The sequence below is a fragment of the Amycolatopsis sp. NPDC004625 genome (assembly GCF_040609695.1).
GTDB lineage: Bacteria > Actinomycetota > Actinomycetes > Mycobacteriales > Pseudonocardiaceae > Amycolatopsis.
The window spans coordinates 35455-56237 of record NZ_JBEXKX010000032.1; the positions used below are offsets into that span (position 1 = coordinate 35455).

15 protein-coding genes are annotated in these 20783 nt (G+C 73.6%); 2 read left to right on the forward strand and 13 right to left on the reverse strand.

What is annotated here, in order from left to right; translation table 11 throughout:
* Positions 1-33: 33 nt before the first annotated feature.
* The 8 genes from fgd to ABZW17_RS30990 form a co-directional block, all read right to left on the reverse strand.
* Positions 34-1041 carry a glucose-6-phosphate dehydrogenase (coenzyme-F420) gene (fgd, locus tag ABZW17_RS30955; protein ID WP_354822136.1) on the reverse strand — a complete coding sequence of 336 codons (1008 nt, stop codon included), beginning with the start codon at positions 1039-1041 and terminating at the stop codon, positions 34-36.
* Entirely contained in the window at positions 1038-2093 is a 1056-nt protein-coding gene (locus ABZW17_RS30960) for a nitronate monooxygenase (RefSeq protein WP_354822139.1), read from the reverse strand. The genes fgd and ABZW17_RS30960 overlap by 4 nt, the downstream gene beginning before the upstream one ends.
* Positions 2090-2821, reverse strand: a complete 732-nt coding sequence (locus ABZW17_RS30965; RefSeq protein WP_354822142.1) for a CoA-transferase — start codon at positions 2819-2821, stop codon at positions 2090-2092. The genes ABZW17_RS30960 and ABZW17_RS30965 overlap by 4 nt, the downstream gene beginning before the upstream one ends.
* Positions 2818-3681: a CoA-transferase gene (locus ABZW17_RS30970; protein ID WP_354822145.1), complete on the reverse strand. Its 864-nt coding sequence runs from the start codon at positions 3679-3681 to the stop codon at positions 2818-2820. Before ABZW17_RS30970 ends, ABZW17_RS30965 begins: the two co-directional genes overlap by 4 nt.
* On the reverse strand, positions 3671-4411 hold the full coding sequence (locus ABZW17_RS30975) for an enoyl-CoA hydratase family protein (RefSeq protein WP_354822148.1): 741 nt from the start codon (positions 4409-4411) through the stop codon (positions 3671-3673). The genes ABZW17_RS30970 and ABZW17_RS30975 overlap by 11 nt, the downstream gene beginning before the upstream one ends.
* A complete protein-coding gene (locus tag ABZW17_RS30980; protein WP_354822151.1) occupies positions 4411-5280 on the reverse strand; it encodes an SDR family oxidoreductase in 870 nt (289 codons plus the stop codon). Before ABZW17_RS30980 ends, ABZW17_RS30975 begins: the two co-directional genes overlap by 1 nt.
* Complete coding sequence (locus ABZW17_RS30985) at positions 5277-6041, reverse strand: SDR family oxidoreductase (protein ID WP_354822154.1); 765 nt, start codon at positions 6039-6041, stop codon at positions 5277-5279. Before ABZW17_RS30985 ends, ABZW17_RS30980 begins: the two co-directional genes overlap by 4 nt.
* 62 nt (positions 6042-6103) lie before the next feature.
* The gene (locus ABZW17_RS30990; RefSeq protein WP_354822157.1) at positions 6104-7297 is read right to left on the reverse strand and encodes a helix-turn-helix domain-containing protein; all 1194 of its coding nucleotides are present in this window, start codon (positions 7295-7297) and stop codon (positions 6104-6106) included.
* Between the two features lie 141 nt (positions 7298-7438).
* On the opposite strand from ABZW17_RS30990, the gene ABZW17_RS30995 reads away from it, so the two are divergent.
* Both ABZW17_RS30995 and ABZW17_RS31000 read left to right on the forward strand, forming a co-directional pair.
* Positions 7439-8116 carry a TetR/AcrR family transcriptional regulator gene (locus ABZW17_RS30995; protein WP_354822160.1) on the forward strand — a complete coding sequence of 226 codons (678 nt, stop codon included), beginning with the start codon at positions 7439-7441 and terminating at the stop codon, positions 8114-8116.
* 178 nt (positions 8117-8294) lie between these two features.
* On the forward strand, positions 8295-8954 hold the full coding sequence (locus ABZW17_RS31000; RefSeq protein ID WP_354822163.1) for a cutinase family protein: 660 nt from the start codon (positions 8295-8297) through the stop codon (positions 8952-8954).
* A 52-nt stretch (positions 8955-9006) separates the two neighbouring features.
* Here the strand turns inward: ABZW17_RS31000 and ABZW17_RS31005 are convergent, their stop codons facing one another.
* Genes ABZW17_RS31005 through ABZW17_RS31025 form a run of 5 tightly spaced genes read right to left on the reverse strand, consistent with a single transcriptional unit; the run spans position 9007 to position 20755 of the window.
* Positions 9007-10215 carry a lipase family protein gene (locus tag ABZW17_RS31005; protein WP_354822166.1) on the reverse strand — a complete coding sequence of 403 codons (1209 nt, stop codon included), beginning with the start codon at positions 10213-10215 and terminating at the stop codon, positions 9007-9009.
* Positions 10216-10245: 30 nt separating this feature from the next.
* Complete coding sequence (locus tag ABZW17_RS31010) at positions 10246-11220, reverse strand: alpha/beta hydrolase family protein (RefSeq protein ID WP_354822169.1); 975 nt, start codon at positions 11218-11220, stop codon at positions 10246-10248.
* A gap of 9 nt (positions 11221-11229) precedes the next feature.
* Positions 11230-12807, reverse strand: coding sequence for an acyl-CoA carboxylase subunit beta (locus ABZW17_RS31015; RefSeq protein WP_354822172.1), 1578 nt, complete (start codon positions 12805-12807; stop codon positions 11230-11232).
* Positions 12807-19028, reverse strand: a complete 6222-nt coding sequence (locus ABZW17_RS31020; RefSeq protein ID WP_354822175.1) for an SDR family NAD(P)-dependent oxidoreductase — start codon at positions 19026-19028, stop codon at positions 12807-12809. Before ABZW17_RS31020 ends, ABZW17_RS31015 begins: the two co-directional genes overlap by 1 nt.
* Complete coding sequence (locus ABZW17_RS31025) at positions 19025-20755, reverse strand: fatty acyl-AMP ligase (protein WP_354822178.1); 1731 nt, start codon at positions 20753-20755, stop codon at positions 19025-19027. The genes ABZW17_RS31020 and ABZW17_RS31025 overlap by 4 nt, the downstream gene beginning before the upstream one ends.
* Positions 20756-20783 lie beyond the last annotated feature (28 nt).

The window sequence follows — 20783 nt, forward strand, 5'->3', positions numbered from 1 at the left end:
GCGCCTTACCACTCACGACACCTGCGCCGATGATCAGCCGAGGGCGCGCAGCTTCGGCAGGACGTCCTCGGAGAACTGGGTCAGGAACCGCTCCTGGTCGTGGCCCGGGCCGTGGAAGACCAGGTGGTTGAGGCCCGCGTCCAGGTACGGCTTGATCTGGGCGACGGCCTCGTCCGGGTCGGAGGCGACGATCCAGCGCTTGGCGACCTGCTCGATCGGCAGCTCGTCGGCCAGCCGCTCCATCTCCTCCGCCGAAGACACCGTGTGCTTCTGCTCCGCCGACAACGACAGCGGCGCCCAGAACCGCGTGTTCTCCAGCGCCTTCTCGTGGTCGCGGTCGTACGACAGCTTGATCTCGATGGTCCGGTCGACGTCCTCGACGGTCTTCTCCGCCGCCTCCGCGCCTTCCTTCACCGCCGGCATCAGCTTCTCGGTGTACAGATCCATGCCCTTGCCCGAGGTGCAGATGAACCCATCGCCGGCCCGGCCCGCGTACTTGGCCACCACCGGCCCACCGGCAGCGACGTACACCGGCACCGGTCGCTCCGGCCGGTCGTAGATCTTGGCGTCCACCAGCTCGTAGTAGTCACCCTTGAAGTTCACGTTGTCGCTGGTCCACAGCTCGCGGATCAGCTTGATCGACTCCCGCAGCCGGGCGAAGCGCTCCTTGAACTCCGGCCACTCCCGCCCCGACACGGCGATCTCGTTCAACGCCTCACCGGTCCCGACCCCCAGGATCACCCGGCCGTTCGACAGCAGCGACATCGTCGCGAACGCCTGGGCGATCACCGCCGGGTTGTACCGGAACGTCGGAGTCAGCACGCTCGTCCCGATCTGCACCCGGCTGGTCCGCTCCGCCACGGCCGGCATCCAGGCCAGCGCCCACGGCGCGTGCCCGCCCTCGTGCCGCCACGGCAGGAAGTGATCGGACACCCACACCGAGTCCAGGCCGACCTCTTCGGCGCGCACCGCGTACTCGACCAGGTCCCGCGGCCCGAACTGCTCCGCGGACGCCTTGTACCCGACCTTCACCACCGTCATCCTCCCGTTTCCCGGCCGAGCCGCCGCAGGATCTCACCCGCCTCGGCCACCGCGCCCTCGACGATCTGCGCCACCGTGGGCAGGTCGTGGATCATGCCCACCACCTGTCCCGACGCTAGCACTCCCGCGTCCGTCCGGCCGTCGACCAGTCCCGCCCGCAACAGCATCGGGGTGTTGGCCGCCATGACCAGCTGGCTCCACGTCAGATCGTTGCCGTGCTTCATCGCGAAGCCCTCTCGGAGCATCGCAACCGGGGACAGGCCGGTGATATTCCGGAAGCGCAGGGCGTTGCGGGCGGCCTGGGCGAGGCCGCGGACGCGGCCGGTGCGTTCGAGCCGGTCGACCAGTTCGGTGCGCAGGACGCGGTGCGGCAGGCCGTCGACGCGCCGGGTGACGACCGTCCCGGTGAGTCCCTGCTCGAGGTAGAGGCGCTTGACCTCGTCGGGGACCGTGCTCTCCTTGCTCAGCAGGAACCGGGTGCCCATCGCGACGCCCGCGGCGCCGTAGGCCAACGCCGCCGCCAGGCCGCGGCCGTCGAAGAACCCGCCGGCCGCAACGACCGGGATGTCGACCGCGTCCAGCACGCTCGGCAGCAGCAGCGTGGTCGCCACGCCCCCGGTGTGCCCGCCGCCTTCGCCGCCCTGGACGATGACGGCGTCCGCGCCCCAGGCGGCGACCTTCTCGGCGTGCCGGGCGGCGCCGATCGACGGGATCACGACGACACCGTGGTCCCGCAGCTTCGCGATCATCTCCTTCCGCGGCGCGAGCGCGAACGACGCCACCTTGACACCCTCGCGGATGAGCAGGTCGACGCGGTCCCCGGCGTCCACGGCGTCGGCGCGCAGGTTCACCCCGAACGGCTTCTCCGTCCGCTTCTTGACCTCGGCGACAGCGGCTTCCAGCTCGCCGAACGTCATCGTGGCGGACGCGAGGATGCCGAGGGCGCCGGCTTCGGCGGTCGCCGAGACCAGCCGCGGCCCGGCGACCCAGCCCATCCCGGTCTGCACGACCGGGTGCTCGACGCCGGCCAGCCGGGTGAAGGCGGTCTTCACGCCGGCACTTCCTTGTCCCGCAGGCTTTTCGGGTCGACGACCTCGCGGACGAGCCGCAGTTCCCCGTCGGTCGGTTCGCGGGTGGTGCCGGTGCCGGTGAAGTCGAGTTCGAACGTCGTCGCCGCGGTGACCTCGTCGCGGGTGACGCCCGGGTGCAGCGACACCGCGCGCATGGTGTGGTCCGGGCCGCCGAAATCGAACACGCCGAGGTTCGAGACCACCCGGTGGACGTCGTGGTAGCGCTGCGCCGACGGCCCGGCCTTGGCCGCGTTGTCGTAGCCGACGCCCGACACGACGTCCACGGTGTCCACGAAGACCCGGGTGGAGTGCCGCGGCACCCAGTAGCTCGTCCGGTGGTTGATCGTGTTGCCCGGCGCGCCCCGGACACCGAGCAGCTGCTTCGTCGGGCGGGCGTGGTCGCCGATGGCGGAGATGTTCTGGTTGCCGTACCGGTCGATCTGGTTGGCGCCCATGACGACGTGCCGGCGTCCGTGCGGGACGATCGTGTCCAGCATCTTGCGGAACGGCTGCCAGCCCTCGACCACCCCGTCCGGCGTCACGAGCCGGGCTTCGCCGTCGGACATCAGCAGGTCGGGTTCGAACGTCAGCCGGGCGAGTTTCGCGCCGATCTGCGGGATCAGGCCCATCGGGCTGACCAGGATTTCGCCGTCGCCGCGGAACAGCTCGGCCACCGCCACCACGGCGATCTCGGCCCGGGTCGCGCTCATGCCGCCTCCGCCTCGAACTTGTCCACTTCGGACAGATACCGGTCCTCGGCACCCGACAGGAACCGGTCGGCGAACCCCGGCCACGCGTCCAGGTCCTTCGCGCACGCCGCATAGTGCCGTTGGAAGCGCTCGTCCCGGCCGTAGTCCGGCACCGCCGTGGTGAAATGCGCACCCCGCGGAGCTTCGACGACCCCGTCGACCGCGCCGCGGGTGAGCAGCAGCGACTGGACCGGCCCGCCGGCCGTCAGCTCGGCGGTGTCCACGATCTTTTCCGCCGAGACGAAACACTTGTCCGCGGCCAGGGCGAACAGCTCGTCGAAGTACGGGTCCGGGCCGAGGTACTGGGCGTTGCCGCGGGCGTCGGCGCGGTTGAGGTGCACCAGCGCCACGTCCAGCCGCTGGGCGGGGACCGCGACGAGCTCCTCGCCGTCGTCGTACGGCGAGCGCACGGTCCTCAAGGCCGGGTTGGCGCGCATCACTTCCGAGCCCAGCCCCGCCCGCGTCGGCAGGAACGGCAGCCGCTGCATCGCCGCCGAGAGCGCCGTGCCGAACATGCCCTCGTCGTACTCGGTCACCTCGATCGCGCCGGTCTCGCGGGCGCGGCCGAACCACGGGTCGTACGGGATCGAATCCAGGGTGACGAACCCGAACACCACCCGTTCGACCTTGCCCGCCGCGCACAGCAGGCCCACGTCCGGGCCGCCGTAGGAGACGACGGTGAGGTTCTTCACCGGGGTCCGCAGGATCGCCCGGACCAGGGCCATCGGCTTGCGGCGGGACCCCCAGCCGCCGATGCCGATCGTCATGCCGTCCTTCAGCTCGGCCGCCACCTCGTCGAGGGTCGTGCGCTTATCGGCCATTCAAGAACTCCTCGCGAGCCTCGTCGGACGCACCCAGCAGGTTCAGCTCGAAGGTGAACCCCTGCTCGAACCGGTAGCTGCGGTGCACCTGCTGGGTGTCGATGCCGTTCAGGGCTTCCTTGGCCGCCCGGATCACCCGCGGGTCCTTGGCCGCGATGTCCCGGGCGATTTCGAGCGCGGCCTCGTCGAGTCCGGCGCGCGGGACGACCCGGTAGACCGAGCCGTGAGTGTGCAGTTCGGCCGCGGTGATCTTGCGGGCGGTGAAGTACAAGGTGCGCATCAGGTGCTGCGGCACCAGCCGGGCCAGGTGCGTCGCCGCGCCCAACGCGCCGCGTTCCACTTCCGGGACACCGAAGGTCGCGTCGTCCGACGCCACGATCACGTCGGCGTTGCCGGCCAGGCCGATGCCGCCGCCGAGGCAGAACCCGTGCACCGCCGCGACCACCGGCACCTCGCAGTCGTAAACCGCGCCGAAAGCCGCGTAGCAGCCGCGGTTCGCGCCGACCAGGGCGTCGTACCCGGCGGTGCGCTGGATCTCCTTGATGTCCACGCCCGCGTTGAACCCGCGGCCCTCGGCACGCAGGATCACCACGTGCACGTCCGGGTCGCGCCCGGCCTGGGTGATCGCCTCGGCCAGGTCGAACCAGCCCTGCACCGGCAGCGCGTTCACCGGCGGGAAGTCGACCGTGACGACCTCGATGGGGCCGTCGCGTTTGGTCAGGATGCCCATCAGCTCGCTCCGTAGACGGGTTCGGGCTCGGGCGCCTGCTCGAGCAGTTCCTTCACGACCGGACCGAGCTCGGCCGGCTCCCACCGCTCGCCCTTGTCCACCGCCGGGCCGTGCCGCCACGCCTGCGCCAGGGCCACCTTGCCGCCTTCGACCTCGAACACCCGGCCGGTCACGTGCCCGGACTCCTCGCTGCCCAGCCAAACGACCAGCGGCGAGACGTTCTCCGGCGCCATCGCGTCGAACCCTTCGTCCGGACGGGCCATCGACGCGAACACCCCCTCGGTCATCCGCGTCCGCGCGGCCGGGGCGATCGCGTTCACCGTGATGCCGTAGCGGGCGAGCTCGGCTGCGGCCACCACCGTCAGCCCGGCGATCCCCGCCTTCGCCGCCGAGTAGTTGCCCTGCCCCACGCTGCCCAGCAGGCCCGCGCCGGAACTCGTGTTGATCACCCGGGCCTGCGGGGCGCGCCCGGCCTTCGCTTCGGCCCGCCAGTGCTCCGCCGCGTGCCGCAGCGGCGCGAAATGGCCCTTGAGGTGCACCCGGACGACCGCGTCCCACTCGTCCTCGCCCAGGTTGACCAGCATCCGGTCGCGGAGGAACCCGGCGTTGTTGACCAGCACGTCCAAGCGGCCGAACCGCTCCAGCGCCGTCCCGATCAGCGCACGAGCACCGTCCCACTCGGCCACGTCGGACGAGTTCGCCACCGCCTGTTCTCCGACGGCATCGACGACTTCCGCGGCCGCGTCGGCGTCCACGTCGTTCACCACCACCGACGCGCCTTCGGCCGCGAACGCCAGTGCGTGCGCCCGCCCGATCCCCCGGCCCGCGCCCGTCACGACGACCACCCGGCCCTGGCACAACCCGCTCACGCATCCTCCCGATTGACATCCGCCGCGGCCAGGAAGGCCGGTACCTCTCCCCCGCCGTGCACCCGCAACGTCGCCCCCGACACGTAAGAAGCCAGCGGCGAAGCCAAGAACGCGGCACACGCCCCGATCTCCTCCGGCTCGGCCAGCCGCCCGAGCGGCACGGTCTTCCCGACCGCCTCGACCGCCGCCTCGCTCCCGTAGTGCAGGTGCGACTGCTCGGTCCGCACCATCCCGACGTCCAGGGCGTTGACCCGCACCTTCGGCGCCCACTCCACCGCCAGGCTCGCGGTCAGGTTGTCCAGCCCGGCCTTCGCGGCGCCGTAGGCCGCCGTTCCCGGCGAGGGGCGGGTGCCGCTGACGCTGGAGATCATCACGATCGACCCGCCGGAATCCTGCCGCTGCATCACCGCGTTCGCGTACTGCGAGACCAGCAGCGGCGCCAGCAGGTTCAGCTGCACGACCTTCTCGTGCAACCGCGGCGACCCCTCCGCCGCGGACACGTACGGCGCCCCGCCGGCGTTGTTGACGACGACGTCCAGGCGCCCGTGCCGGGACACGATCCCGTCGACCAGAGCCGAAACCTGTTCTTCGTCCCGGACGTCGCAGGCGACGAACTCGGCGTCGGTCGCCGCCGCGCGCCGGGCGCAGGTGACGACGTGCGCGCCCTGGGCCAGGAACACCGCGCTGATCCCCCTGCCCACGCCCCGGACGCCGCCGGTGACCAGCACCACGGCGCCGGCCAACCCGAGATCGGTCTTCACGGGCCCACCACCTTCCGCCCCAAAACTAGAACATGTTCTCGCTTGGGACAAGGCAGCCGGTGTCAGGCTCCGGACGAACGGAACCCCGACGCCCGCAGCGCCGCCTGCATGGCGAACCGCGCGTCCGGGTCGTCGAGGCGGTCACCGAAGGCCTGTTCCAGCTGGCGCACGCGGTAGCGGACCGTCTGGGGGTGCACCGAAAGGTCCACCGCGATCTTCTCGGAGTTCCCGCCGTTCTGCAGCCACGACAGCAGCGTCTCGCCCAGGCGGCGGCGCGTGCGGTCCGGGAACTGGTCCAGCGGGGCGAGCTGGCGGAGGGCGACCTGCTCGGCCAGCGGCCCGTCGGACAGCAGCCACAGGTCCGTCAGGTGGTCGGTGCACCACGTGACCGGCGCGTCCGGGAGGGCGCCGTCCGCGACCAGGCGCAGGGCGGTGCGCGCCCAGCGCAGGGAGTGCGCCGCCGCGCCGAGGCCGACCGGCGGCCCGACCGCGACGCGCGTGCCGAGCCGGGTCAGGGTCCGCGCGGCCACCGGGGCGGGCAGCAGCAGGTACGGCTGGGGCGGGTCGAGGTCGGCGAGGACGTCGGGGCCCCACGCGGTGCCGACCGTCCGCTCGGCGGCGACCGCCGCCACCTCGCGCGGCACCGGCCAGCCCGCCGCCGACGCGAGCTCGGCGAGCACCGCGTCCGGGACCGCGCCCGGGCCGGTCAGCAGCCGCAGCAGCCGCCGTCGCAGGCCGGCCCGGGTGCCTTCGATCTCCGCCCGCGCTTCGCGGTGACCCCGGCTCGACATCCGGGCGAGCTCGTCGGCGTACCCGAACAGCATCTCGGCCAGCTGCGCCATGATCGCCGACGACAGCCGGTGCCGCCGGCCCAGCCGCATGATCCAGCGCCAGCCGACGCGGGTGCCCACGCGGTAGGCCGCCTGCAGGTCGTCGAGGCTCCGGCCTTCGCGCGCCTCGCCCGCGCCGAGCCGGCGGCACGTCTCGAACAGCCGCTCGCGCGGGGCCTGCGGATCCTCCACGAGGTCCACGAAGAGCGCGACGGTGCACTCGACGCCGTGCCGGGTCACGCGGCCGTAGGCGCCGTCACCCGGCCGGGCGTAGACCGGGACCGCCCGCAGTACTTCGCGGACGATCCCGTCGGCCAGGGCCGGCAACGCCGGGCGCATCAGCGCGGCCAGCTCTTTCCGCCGGAGAACCTCTTCGCCGGCGTCCCGGGGAGCCGGGACGCTTTGCCGAGCACTGTCGCGGGACACCAGGGTTCCTCCACCGGGGACGGCGATCGCAACTCTTTCGGGGGTCCGGGTGGCGGAGCCCCCGGCCCGGGGCGAAGCCCCGGATATCACGGAGCGCGCTTTACCTGACAGTAAAGCAGGGGGACCGTACAGTACACCTCCATGAGCCGGCCCAGCCCTCCTGATCGATCCAGCACCCGCCGCAGCCCGGCCGCCCGGCCCACCGACGACGAACTGCTCGACGCCGCCCGCGCGGTGTTCGCCGAACGGGGGTACGCCCAGGCCACGATGGGACTGATCGCGGAGCGCGCCGATTCCACCAAGCCGACCCTCTACGCGCATTTCGGCGACAAAGCGGCCCTTTTCCGCGCCACCGTCAGCCGGGAAGCCGCCGCGTTGCGCACGTGGGTCGTGCAGGTTTACGAAACGGCGAACCCGCGCCCGCTGGAAGACCGCGTCCGCCGCGCGGTGATGGCCATGTTCAGCTACGCCGGTGCCCAGCCGGAAAGCTTCCGGCTGCTGTTCGACTCCGCCGTCGACGAGATGTCGGACGAACGCCGCGTCCTGGCCGACACCGTCGCCACCCTCGTGCTCGGCCAGATCCGCGACCACCTGGTTTCCCACGGCCGTCCGGTCGGCCCGAGCGCGGACCTCCTCGCGGCGATGATGGTCGGCCTCGTCGGGCGGGCCGCGATGCACGTCTCCCACGCCCCCGGGCTCGACCCGATCGCCGCGGGCGAACTGGCCACCGGGTTCGTGATGGCCGCGTTGCGCGGCCTGGATCCCGCGCTGCTGGAGAACGTCGACCGCCCGCGGACCGCCGGGCCGCGCGCCACCTGAGCGTCCACTGAGGACTGTTTGTCACCGGGAGAACAATTCCCGGGCCGAATCGGGACCACCTCTTGCCGGACGCCGGCAAGCGCTGCGACGCTGCCTCCACCACCAGCGTCGTCCCCTTTCCGCCTGAATCGGAAAGCGCTTGCCGACGCCCTTTTCCCCCAACGAGGTGTGAACAGTCATGATTCGCGTCCCCCAGCACCGTCTGCTTTCCGCCGTCGCCGCGGCCGGCTTCGCCGCCGCCGGGCTCACCGTGGCGGCCGCACCGGCGGCGTCCGCCGCCGCGTGCACCGACATCGACGTGGCGGTGGCCCGCGGCACCGGCGAACCCGGCACGCTCGGCCTCATCGTCGGCGACCCGGTCTTCCAGGCCGTGCAGAACCGGCTGCGCCCGCGTTCGGTGAGCGGCTACCGCGTCGACTACCCGGCCGACCTCGGCGAGCCCGCGTCGGTGCAACGCGGCAACACCGACCTGGTCGCCCACGTGCGCGCCCAGGCCGCCGCCTGCCCCGGTCAGCGGTTCGTCCTGGCCGGCTACTCGCAGGGCGCCAACGTCGTGGACAACTCGATCGGCATCAGCAGCGACGGCGCCGTCGTCGGCGGCCCGATCGTCGCCACCATCCCGGCGGACCTGGCGCCCCGGATCGCGGCGATCGTGTTGTTCGGCAACCCGATCCGCGCGATCGGCCGGTCGGTCACCGGCACCTACGCCGGGCGCACCAAGGACTACTGCGCCGACGGCGACCCGATCTGCCAGGCCGGCGGCTTCAACATCCTGGCCCACCTCAGCTACGGCAACCAGGCGAACGACGCGGCCGCTTTCGTCGCGAGCAAGGTCTGACCCCCGGGCAGGCCACATCGGGGGTGACCCGATGTGGCCTGCTCCGGTTCCCTCAGCAGTTCGACGGCGCGGCTTCGCCGTTGAAACGCTTCACGATCCACTGGTGTGCGTCCGCGTTCCCGGCCAGGATTCCGCTGGCGTGCTCGGCGAGGTAGGTCGTCCACTGCTCGCGCACCCCGGCCGCGCAGTACGCCCGGTGCAGCGTCTCCGCCTGCGGGGTGTTGACGATCTCGTCGGTGCTCGCGTGGTACTGGAACACCGGCACCCGCGGCGGGTGGGCGCCCAGCTTGTTCTGCGCCAGCCGCGCCTGCCACTGCGGCGTGCCCAGCGGGTCGGTCGTCGTGTAGTCGCCGATCTTCTTGAACGAATAGTTCAGCAGCAGTTCCGCGGTGCACGCGTTCTTCTTCGCGTCGGTCAGCTGCTGACGGCCGGTGTCGTTGAGGAACGAGTCGAGCTTCAGGTCCGGGTAGGCGGCGTCGAGCCCGACCGCGGCGAAGGCCAGGAAGCCGAACCCGATGTAGCCGTCAAGGCCCTTCGCGACCTCGGTCAGGTCGGCCGGGACCCCGCCCGCGACGACGCCGACGACGTTCAGCTCGGGCGCGTAGGAAGGCTGCTTCTCCCCCGCCCACATCGAACCGCCGCCGCCCTGGGAGTAGCCCTGGAAGATCACCTTGGCGCTCCGGGAAAGCCGCGCCGACGGCAGGTCCTGCGCCGCCCGCACCGAGTCGATCACGGCCGGCCCCATGGACTGCCCGGTGATGTAGGTGGGCACGGTCGTCGGCGAGTACCCCTCGTAGTCGGTCACCGCGACCGCGTACCCGCTCGACAGCGAGTCGTTGATGGCCGGCTGGTCGTAGAGCGTGCCGCGCTCCATCGCCTTGGACGCCGTGCACTTGAACGCCGGGCCCTGGGTGCCGACGGCGTAGCCGACGATCGGCGCCCTGGCCGGGTCGACGCCCTTCGGCACCAGGATGGTCCCGGTCACCGCGTCCCGGTTCCCGAGCGCGTTCGTCGACAGGTACATGACCTGCCAGGCGTCGGCGTTGAGCGCGTTCAGCAGCGGCACCGCGGGCCGCCAGCGGATGACGTCACCCGGGTTCCCGGCCGGCAGGGGCGACGGCGGGGTGTAGAAGGAGTCGTCGAACGGTCCGGGCAGCAGCGGCGCCGCGCCGGCGGGCGGGCTCGCCGCGGCCACCCCCAGCGCCACCAGGCAGCAGGTCAGGAGCGCCGAAACCACGGCGCCGACACGGGCGTGCTTCACCACAACCTCCATCGGGGAAAGGGAATCCGCTCAGGCCGGGAGGCCGAGCGCGCCGGCCAGGACCGGCCAGGACTGGTGCAGGGCCCGCTGCCAGTACGGCCAGCTGTGCGTGCCAGGCCCGTAGTAGTCGACGGTCGCCGGGATGCCGGCCGCCTGCAGCCGGTCGGTGAAACTGCGCGACGACAGCAGCGCCGAGGGCTCCAGGATGTCGGCCTGCCCGGGTGGGTCCAGCGGCCCGGTCTGCCCGTTCCCGCAGGAGATGTAGAGCGCGGTGCCGCGCAGCGCGTCGACGTGGTCGTAGGGGTTGCTCGCCGACCAGATCGGCTGCATCCCGAACGAATCACCCCAGAGGTTCAGGTAGTTGAAGATGCCGGCCCGGGCCAGGATGCCGATGATCCACACCGGGATGCCCGGGTACAGCGTGTTGGGGATGCCGCTGTAGGACGCGGCCGCGCCGAACATCCCGGGGTGCTTGAACGCGTACGCCATGGCGCCGTACCCGCCGATCGACAGCCCGGCGATCGCCCGGCGTGGGCCGCCGCGGTAGCCGCGTTCGATGATCTGGCGCACCTCGGCGGTGTGGAAGGTGTCCCAGTCGGGAGTGCTCTTCAGCCCGAAGTTCCACCACTTCGCGTACATCCCCGCCGGACCGTCCGTCGGCATCACGACCAGCGCGTCCTTGGCCGCGGTGAACGCCTTGACGTCGGTGAACTGGTCCCACGAGCGGTAGTCGACCGGCTCGCAGCAGCCGTGCAGCAGGTACAGCACGGGCCAGGTCCGCGCGGGCTGCGCGGCCCAGCCGGACGGAACGATCACCCGCACCATCCCGGTGGTGCCGAGGGCGGGCGAGCTGATCTGCAGGTCGACGGTCCGGGCGTCGAGCCAGGTCTCCTGGACGACCTTCGCGCCGTCGTCGGCCACGGCCGGGCTCGCCTGGGCGGGCGTCACACCGGCCCCGGTGACCAGCAGGACGACGGACAGCGCCAGCAGGGCGATCCGCTTCATGGGGACTCCTCAGAGGGGGATGTTTCCGTGTTTCCTGGCCGGGAGGGTCTGCCGCTTGGTGCGCAGGGTCCGCAGCGCCCGCGCCACCTGCAGGCGGGTCTGCGACGGCGCGACGACCTGGTCGACGTAGCCGCGTTCGGCGGCCAGGTACGGGCCGCCGTGGCGCTTGCGGTACTCCTCGGTGAGCCGGCGGTGCGCCGCCGCCCGCTCGTCGGGTGGCAGGGCGGCCAGTTCGCGCCGGTAGAGCACGCGCACCGCGCCCTCCGCGCCCATCACCGCGATTTCGGCGGTCGGCCAGGCCATCGAGACGTCGGCGCCGAGGTGCTTGGAGCCCATCACCGCGTAGCCGCCGCCGTAGGCCTTGCGCACGACCACGGTCACCTTCGGCACGGTCGCCTCGGAATAGGCGTAGATCAGCTTGGCGCCGCGGCGGATGATCCCGCCGCGCTCCTGGTCGCGGCCCGGGAGGTAGCCGGGGACGTCGGCGAGGGTGAGCAGCGGGATGCCGAAGGCGTCGCAGAAGCGCACGAACCGCGCGGCCTTCTCCGACGCGTCGATGTCGAGCACGCCGGCCTGGTGCCGCGGCTGGTTCGCCACGACGCCGACCGAGCGCCCCTGGATCCGGCCGAACGCGCAGATCATGTTGGCCGCGAAGGCGCTGTGCACCTCGGTGAACTCGCCGTCGTCGACCAGCGCGGCGATCAGCTCGGCCATGTCGTAGGTCTGGTGGGGCGAGTCGGGCACGAGCCGGTCGAGCGCGAGGTCGGCGGGGGTGAGCACGGAACTGGTGTCGTCGGCGTACTCGGGTCCGGTGTCGAGGTTGTTCGAAGGCAGGTAGCCGAGCAGCGTCTGCACCCACTCGACGGCGTCCTCTTCGTCGACGGCCCGGTGGTGGGCGTTGCCGGCCACTTCGGCCTGCACGGCCGCACCGCCGAGTTCCTGCGCGGTGACGCGTTCGCCGGTGACGGCGTGCACGACGTCCGGGCCGGTGACGAACATGTGCGACGTCGTGTCGACCATCACGGTGAAGTCGGTGATCGCCGGCGCGTACACCGCACCGCCCGCGCACGGGCCCATGATCATCGAGATCTGCGGGATGACGCCGGAGGCGTGGGCGTTGCGGCGGCCGAGTTCGGCGTAGTACGCCAGCGAGACGACCCCTTCCTGGATCCGCGCGCCGCCGGAGTCGTTGATCCCGACGACCGGGCAGCCGATCGTCATGGCCAGGTCCATCAGTTTCAGCACCTTCTCGCCCGATGCCTCGCCCAGGCTGCCGCCGAAGACGCTGAAGTCCTGGGAAAAGACGCAGACCTGCCGCCCGTCGACGGCGCCGTGCCCGGTGACGACGCCGTCGCCCCACGGGCGGTTGGCGTCCATCCCGAACTCGGCGCACCGGTGCCGGGCGAACTGGTCGAGCTCCACGAAGGACCCGGCGTCCAGCAGCAGCCCGATCCGCTCGCGCGCGGTCAACTTGCCCTTGGCGTGCTGCCGGTCCACCGCCCGTTTTTCGGCGATCCGCACGGCTTCGTCCTGCCGCGCGGCGAGGTCGGCGATCCGGAACGCCGTGGTCGGGGTCAGCTCGTCCATCAGCGCACCACCGCCCCGAGCCGCTCGGCCAGCACCGCCACGTGCGGCGGATCGATCATCGAAACGTGGTCGCCGGAGACGCGCACGACTTCGAGCCTGCTGCAGTGTTCGTCCCAGCCGAGGGTGTCGTCGGTGCGCAGGTACCGCGGGTCCAGCGCCGTGGTGAGCGGGTGCGGTTCCTGCGCGCGCAGCAGCACCACGCGCCCGTGGTAGGGCGCCGGCCGGTAGCGTTCGGCCACCCGGGCGTCCACATAGGACTCGTACTGGTGCCGCAGGACGCCGGCCCCCAGGTCCGGCACGAGTTCGGTCAAGGTGGTGAAGACCCAGCGGATCTGGGCGTCCTCGTCCAGTCCGGCCAGCTCGGCGCGAGGCACCGCGAACGGCACGCCGTAGGTGCGCGAGATGTGCCCGGCGAACCGGTCGAACCGGTCCAGCAGCAGCTCTTCCGGGTTGCCCGGGGCGGGCAGCGGCAGGATGGTGTCGATCAGGAACACCAGTTCGGCGCCGCCCAGCAGGCGCGCGGTCTCGTACGCCAGGCAGCCGCCGAACGACCAGCCGCCCAGCCGGTACGGCCCGTGCGGCCGGATCTCCCGGACCAGACCGGCGTACCGCGCTGCCTTGCCCTCGACGGTGTCCTCGTCGTCGAGGCGTTCGAACCCGTACACCGGCGGCCCTTCCGGCAGCAGCCGGACGAGCTCGCGGTACACGCTCGCCGTCCCGCCCGCCGGGTGGAACAGGAACACCGGCTCGCCGACGCCGTCGCGCAGCAGCCGCACCGGACCACCGCCATGGCCTTCGAGTTCCGCACGCACCAGGTCGGCCATCGCGGCGATGGTGGGCATCGCGAACAGGCCGCCGGGGACGGCGGTGAGCTGCTCGGCGAACGCGGCCTCCAGCCGCCGGGCGCGTTGCGCGTCGCCGCCGACGGCGAAGAAGTCGTCGTGCACGCCCGGTTCCGGGCCGCCCAGCACGGCCCGCCAGTGCCGGGCGACCCAGCGTTCGGCGGGGTCGCGCGGCCCGGTGACGGCCGGTGCGGGCGGCACCGCGGCCCCGAACCCGGCCTGCTCGGCGAGGTGCCCGGCGAGCTCCGCCAGGCTGGCCCCGCGCAGGAGCAGCGGGATCGGCAGCGGCAGCCCGAAGTCGCGTTCCACCGCGCCGCGGGCCCGCATCGCCGACAGGGAGTCGAGCCCGAGCCGGGTGAGCGGCACGGTCCGGTCGACCTCGCCCAGCCCCAGGAGCTCCCCGACGAGCGTGGCCAGGTGGTCGGCGATGGCGGCGTGGGCGGCATCCGGAGCGGCTCCGCGCAGCGCTTCCATACCGTCCCAAGTGGACGGTGTTGCCTGCGGCGCGAAGAGCGTGAAGAACGGCCGCTCCCCCAGCCGCGGGAACAGTTCCAGCACGGTCCCGGAATCCACCCGGGCGACGCCGGTCGCTGCGCGGTCGCGCGCCAGCACGAACTCCAACGCGGACAACGCTTCCCCGGTGCCGAGCGGGTCGAGCACCGGGTTGGCCGAGCCGGCCGCGGCGCCCACCTCGCCCCAGGCGCCCCAGCCGATCGTCGCCGCGGGCAGGCCCCGGGCCCGGCGCCACGCGACCAGCGCGTCGGCCCACGCGTTCGCGGTGGCGTAGGCGGCCTGGCCCGGCGACCCGAACAGCGCGGCCGCCGACGAGTACACCAGCCACCAGTCGAGGTCGTGCCCGGCGGTCGCTTCGTGCAGCCGCCAGGCACCCCGCGCCTTCGGCCGCCAGACGGCGTCGAGCGCCTCGGCGTCGAGGCTGATCGCGGCGCCGTCGGCCAGGACACCGGCGGCGTGCAGCACCCCGCGCAGCGGCACGCCCCCTTCGACGGCCACCGCGACCAGGGTTTCGGCCGTGCCCGGCGCGGCGATGTCGCCCGGCACCACCCGGACGTCGACACCCAGGTCGCCGAGGCCGGGATCGGCGGCGTGCCGGCTGTTGAGCACCAGCCGCGTCGCACCCCGCTCGGCCAGCCACTTCGCCGCGGCCAGGCCGAGGCCGCCGAGCCCGCCGGTGATGACGTAGGCGCCGTCGCGGACCGGCTCCCGCACCGGTTCGCCGAGGTCCGGGCGGGCCAGGCGCCGGGCATACCGCACGCCGTCGCGCCAGGCGATCTCGTCGTCCGGCCCGTCCGCGCGGATCTCGTCCCCCAGCCGATCCGCACCGCCCTCGACCAGGCTCGCCCGCAGTTCGGGGTGCTCGAAGGCGAGCACGCGCACCAGCCCACGCAGCGCAGCCGGGCCGAGATCGCCGTCGCCGGCCAGCCACAACCGTGGTGCCACCGGCAGCTCGGCCAGTTCGGCGACGATCCCGGTCACCGTCTCGACCAGCCGCGCGCCGCGTTCCGGGTCCGGCTCGGCCGCCCCGCCGAGCAGCGCGACGACCGCCGTCGGTTCGCCGTCGCGCAGCAGCTTCGCCAGCTCGGCCCGGTCGCCGAGCCGAGCCGTCCGGACGTCGTCGCCCGCGAACCCCCGGCGGTCGGCGGACAGCACGATCCAGCGGTGCTCCCGGTCCGGCGCGGGCGGCAGGTCCACCGGCTGCCAGGCGGCCTCGTACAGCAGCCGTGTGGTCGCCGCGTCGCGGTACCGGCGGCAGTAGACGTCGCGGAACTCGACGAGGACGACGTCCTCGGCGTCGACCAGCTGGACGCTGCCGAGCACGCCGTCCCCCGATTCGGTGAGGACGGCGTCCACCCGGACCCCGCGGCGCGGGTCGCCGGCGACGACCACCTCGCCCACACTGAGCGGGAGGTGGAGCGTGTCCGCCCGGCCGACGGCCGCGGCCAGCGCGTGCAGGCAAGCGTCGGCGAGGGCCGGGTGCAGCACGTAAGCGGGGTGGTCGGCGGCGGGCAGCGCGATCGACGCCGACGCGCGGCCGGGTACGGCGCTCACCCGGCGCAGGCCGCGGAAGGCCGGGCCGTAGGACTGGCCCAGGTCTTCCAGGGCCCGGTAGACGTCGACCGGCTCGCCGCCGGTGTTCCCGAACGGCGCCGACGGCGTGCCGCCGGTGCCGAGCCGGGCGGTGGCGTGCCGGACCCAGTGCCCCGGTGCGGTTCTGGTGTGGACGGTCAGCTCCGTCCCGCGCAGGCTGGTCGTCACCTCGGTGTGCTCGCCGAGCGGGAGGAGTTCCTGCAGTTCGAGGTCGTGGACGTGGTGGCCCGGTGCGGCGGCGAGCGCCAGTTCGAGGAAGCCGGTGGCCGGGAACACCGGCTTCCCGGCCACGGTGTGGCCGGCCAGCCACGGCAGCGCCGCGGTGCCGACGTCACCGCGCCACAGGTGGCCGCCGCCCGGGTCCTCGACGTGCACGCCGAGCAGGGGGTGCGCGCCGCCGGTGCGGACGGTCCGGCGGGGCCAGAAGCGATCGTGGCGCCAGACCGGGCCGGGCAGTTCGACCGGCGGCGTCTGCGGGCGGGCGGCCAGCGCGCCGGGCCGGCCGAGGACGTGCAGCCGGGCGAGGCTGGTGAGGAACGCCGTCCGCTCGTCGACCCGGCGGCTCGCCGAGGGCAGGCCGAGCACGCCGGCCTGTTCGATCGCGGCGAGCGCGACGGGGTGCGGCGAGATTTCGAGGAAGACGCCGTGCCCGGCCCCGGCCGCGGCGGCGACGGCCTGGCTGAACCGCACCGGGCGGCGCAGGTTGGCCGCCCAGTACCCGACGTCGAACGCCGGAGTCTCCCGCGGGTCTTCGAGGACGCTGCTATAGCAGGGAACGTCCGGTTCCCGGGCGGTGAGCCCGGCGAGCGCGGCCCGGAACCGGCCGAGCACGGGCTCGACGGCGGCGGAGTGCCCGGCCCCGCCGACCGCCAGCCGCCGGGCGAGCCGGCCGAGGCGTTCGGCGTGCGCGACGACGGCCTCGACGCGGTCGGCGGCGCCGCTGATGGTGCACTGGGTGGGCGAGGCGTAGACGGCGATGGTGACGTCCGCGAAGTCCGCCAGTTCGGCGGCGGAGAGTTCGACGACGGCCATCGCCCCACCACCCCGCGCATCGACCTCGGCGAGCAGCCGCGCCCGGGCGGCCATGACCCGCAGCCCGGAGGCGACATCGAGAGCCCCCGCCACCACGGCGGCGGCCACCTCACCCAGCGAGTGCCCGAGCACGGCACCCGGGGTGACACCGTGCGCCCGCCACAGGGCGGCGAGGGCGAGCTGCACGCCGAAGAGGGTGAGCTGCGTGGCGGCGAGGCCGGGGAGGTCCTGCTGAAGGGCATCGCGGAGGGAGAACCCGGCTTCGGCCCGGAAGACGGGGTCGAGCGCCTCGATTTCGGCGCGGAAGGCGGGCTCGGAGCGGAGGAGCTCGCGGCCCATCCCGGACCACTGCGAGCCGTAACCGGAGAACACGAAGACGGGATCGCCCAGCGGATCGCCGGCCGGGTCTCCGCTGCCCGAGCCGCCTCCCCGGTGAGCTGCCCCCGCCGTGCCGAGCGGGCCTGCCGAGCCGTCGCCGGTGATTCCCCGCCCGGCCGCCAGCTCGTGCAGGGCCTCGACCACCTCGTCCCGGCTCTCGCCGACCACCGCCCCGCGCACCGGCAGGTGCTCGCGCCGGTGCGCCAGCGTCGCCGCCACCGCGTCGAGGGGCACCTCGGTCGCCGCCAGCCAGTCCGCCAGCTCGGCCGCCCGTGCCCGCAGCACCTCCGCCGACCGGGCCGAGAGCGCGAACACCTGCGGGCCGCCTGTCCCGCCCCGCGGCGGGAAGGCCGCCGCCGGCCACTCCTCGAGCACGACGTGGGCGTTGGTGCCCCCGAAGCCGAACGCCGACACCCCGGCCCGCGCGGTCCCGGAGTACCGCGGCCACTCCGTGCCCGCGTCGACCACCCGCAGCCCCGTGAAGTCGATGTGCGGGTTCGGCTCGCGGAAGTGCCGGCTCGGCGGCAGCCGCCGGTGGGTCATCGCCAGGACCACCTTGAGCAGCCCGGTGATCCCGGCCGCCCCTTCGAGGTGGCCCAGGTTGCTCTTCACCGACCCCAGCAGCACCGGGCGTCCCGGCTCGCGCGGCCCGAGCACCGCGGCCAGGGCCCCCGCCTCGATCGGGTCGCCCAGCGGCGTGCCGGTCCCGTGCGCCTCGACGTAGTCCACAGTGGATGGATCGACGCCGGACGCGGAGTACGCGTCGCGCAGCAGCGCCACCTGGGCGTCCGGGTTCGGGGCGGTCAGGCCGTTGGACCGGCCGTCGGAGTTCACCGCGCTGCCGCGGATCACCGCCAGCACGCGGTCGCCGCGCGCCGCCCGCAACGGCTTCAGCACGACCACGCCACAGCCTTCACCGCGCACGATCCCGTCGGCGCCCGCGTCGAACGGCTTGCACCGGCCGTCCGCGGCGAGCACGCCCGCGCGCTGGAACCCGGCCGTGATCCCGGGCGACAGCAGCACGTTCACGCCGCCCACGAGCGCCAGCTCGCTCTCGCCGCGGCGCAGGCTCTGCACCGCCTGGTGCACCGCGACCAGCGACGACGAACACGCCGTGTCGAGGGTGAGGCTGGGCCCGCGCAGGTCGAGCAGGTACGAGAGCCGGTTCGCGGCGATGCTCGCCGCCGCGCCCGTGCCGGACCAGACGTCGACCCCCGCGACGTCGGTCATCGTCAGCGAGCCGTACTCGGTGGCCGACAGCCCGACGAACACGCCCGTCCGGCTGCCGCGCAGGGCGGACGGCGGGATCCCGGCGTGCTCCAGCGCCGCCCACACGACCTCCAGCAGCAGCCGCTGCTGCGGGTCCATCGCCTCGGCCTCGCCCGGGGTGATGCCGAAGAACGCCGCGTCGAACCCGGCGACGTCGTCGAGGAACCCGCCGCGCGCGGGTACCCCGGCGAGGTCTTCGGCCGGGGCGAACGTCTCCCAGCGGCCTTCGGGAACGTCGCCGGTGCCGTCGCCGCCGGCGTCGAGGAACCGCCAGAACGCCTCCGGGGACTCGATCCCGCCCGGCAGGCGGCAGCCGAGGCCGACGACCGCGATCGGTTCCCCGTCCTCCGGCAGCGGCACGTACGCCGCGGTCGAGTCCACATCGGACAGGTGGTCGGCGAGCGCGGTGATCGTCGGGTACCGCCACACCAGCGTCGGGGCCAGCGGACGGCCGACGAACCGGCCGAGGTCGGCCGCCAGGGTCGTCGCGTCCCGTGAGGACATTCCCGTTTCGTGCAACGGCCGGCCGGGGTCGACGGCGCCGATCCGGGCGGTCAGCCAGGCGCGGATCGCCGCCGCGTCGGGCGCGCTCATCCGAGCCGCCGGGCGGTGAGCGCACCGTCCAGATAGGACTCCCGGCACCGCGCTCTGCTGATCTTCCCGCTGGAGGTCCGGGGTACTTCGCCCGGGGCCAGGAAGACGACGTCGTGCAGGCGCAGGCCGTGTCCGGCCGAGACCGCCGCCCGCAGCGCCGCCGTGGCCGCGGTGACGTCGGCCTCCGTGCCCTTCGCGCGTTCCAGGACGACGACCGCGGCTTCGCCGTCCCCGGCGTCGACGGCGAAGGCCGCCGCCGAGTGCGGCCGCACGGCCGGGTGCTCCTCGACGGTCTGCTCGATGTCCTGCGGGTAGTGGTTGCGGCCGTCGACGACGACGAGGTCCTTCAGGCGGCCGGTGACGAACAGCTCGCCCTCGAAGAGCACGCCGAGGTCGCCGGTCGCCAGCCAGCCCTCGCCGGTGTCCGGATCGAGCGGGGGCAGGCCGAAGGTCGCCACCGACGCTTCGGCGCGGCCCCAGTAACCGCGGCCGACGTTCGGGCCGCTCACCCGGATTTCGCCGACCTCACCCGGCCCGGCGGGCTCGCCGGTCACCGGGTCGGCGATCCGCACCCGCTGCCCGGCCGGGTGGCCGCACGAGACGAGTGTCGTGGCGGACGCACCGGAATCGGCCGGCACGGCGTGCCCGGCCGCGAGCCGGGCCCGGTCGAACGTGACCTGCCGCGGCGCCGTCCCGGCGTCGGTGACCGAGACCAGCACGGTCGCCTCCGCCAGGCCGTACGACGACCGGTGCACCTCCGGCCGCAGCCCGCACTCCGCGAAGGCGTCGTGGAACTTCGCGATCGTGGCCGGCAGCACCGGTTCGCTGCCGTTGATCAGTGACACGACCCGGCTCAGCTCCAGGTAGGCCTTTTCGGCTTCCGTAACGCGGGAAGCGCAGTAGGCGTAGGCGAAGTTGGGCGCCGCGCTGATCGCGCCGGGACTCGCGGACAGGGCACGCAGCCAGCGCGCGGGCCGTTCGAGGAACGCCAGGGGGTCCATCAGGACCGCCTCCAGCCCGCCGGCCATCGGCGCGCCGATGCCGAGGATCAGCCCCATGTCGTGGAACAGCGGCAGCCAGCTGACCGCCGACGTCGTCCCGCTCTCGGCGCCGTAGGCCGCGCACGCCTGGCGGGCGTTGGCGAGCACGTTGCGGTGCGTCAGCACGACCCCGGCCGGCGAGCGCGTCGACCCCGACGTGTACTGCAGGTACGCCGGAGCGCCGGGATCGGGCTCGGGCCAGTCGCGGGTCCCGGCCGCCGGCGGCACGGTGTCGACGGCGAGCACGACCGGATCGACCGGCGACCCGGCGAGGAACCGGGTGACGTCGTCGAACTCCCCGGCCGTGGTCAGCACGACGCGCGGGCCGCAGTCGGCGAGCGCCGCGGCCAGCCGTCCCGCGTGCCCGGGCAGCCCGGGTGCGAACAGCGGCACCGCGACCAGCCCGGCCCGGAGGGCGCCGAGGAACGCGACGACGTAGTCGGCGGACTGCCCGGCCAGCACGGCCGCCCGCTCGCCGGGACCGGCCACTTCGGACAGTCGCGCGGCGGCGGCCTCGACCCGCTCGTCGAGCTCGCGCCAGGTCAGCGTGACCGCCCGGCCGTCCCCGCCGTCGCGGTGGTCCAGGTGGGTCACGGCGATCCGGTCGCCGAGCCGGCGCGCCCACTGACCCAGCAGGGTGGCGAACGAACCGGCGGTGGCGGGAACCGGGTGGGAAAGGGTTTCCATGCGTCCTCGCAGAGAGCGTTTACCGGCG

What these genes read in the sequence shown, in the direction of transcription:
- fgd (WP_354822136.1), bottom strand. Translation starts at nt 1,041, where the DNA reads ATGACGGTGGTGAAGGTCGGGTACAAGGCGTCCGCGGAGCAGTTCGGG.
- ABZW17_RS30965 (WP_354822142.1), bottom strand. Translation starts at nt 2,821, where the DNA reads ATGAGCGCGACCCGGGCCGAGATCGCCGTGGTGGCGGTGGCCGAGCTG.
- ABZW17_RS31025 (WP_354822178.1), bottom strand. Translation starts at nt 20,755, where the DNA reads ATGGAAACCCTTTCCCACCCGGTTCCCGCCACCGCCGGTTCGTTCGCC.
- ABZW17_RS31000 (WP_354822163.1), top strand. Translation starts at nt 8,295, where the DNA reads ATGATTCGCGTCCCCCAGCACCGTCTGCTTTCCGCCGTCGCCGCGGCC.
- ABZW17_RS30975 (WP_354822148.1), bottom strand. Translation starts at nt 4,411, where the DNA reads ATGGGCATCCTGACCAAACGCGACGGCCCCATCGAGGTCGTCACGGTC.
- ABZW17_RS31010 (WP_354822169.1), bottom strand. Translation starts at nt 11,220, where the DNA reads ATGAAGCGGATCGCCCTGCTGGCGCTGTCCGTCGTCCTGCTGGTCACC.
- ABZW17_RS30995 (WP_354822160.1), top strand. Translation starts at nt 7,439, where the DNA reads ATGAGCCGGCCCAGCCCTCCTGATCGATCCAGCACCCGCCGCAGCCCG.
- ABZW17_RS30970 (WP_354822145.1), bottom strand. Translation starts at nt 3,681, where the DNA reads ATGGCCGATAAGCGCACGACCCTCGACGAGGTGGCGGCCGAGCTGAAG.
- ABZW17_RS31020 (WP_354822175.1), bottom strand. Translation starts at nt 19,028, where the DNA reads ATGAGCGCGCCCGACGCGGCGGCGATCCGCGCCTGGCTGACCGCCCGG.
- ABZW17_RS31015 (WP_354822172.1), bottom strand. Translation starts at nt 12,807, where the DNA reads ATGGACGAGCTGACCCCGACCACGGCGTTCCGGATCGCCGACCTCGCC.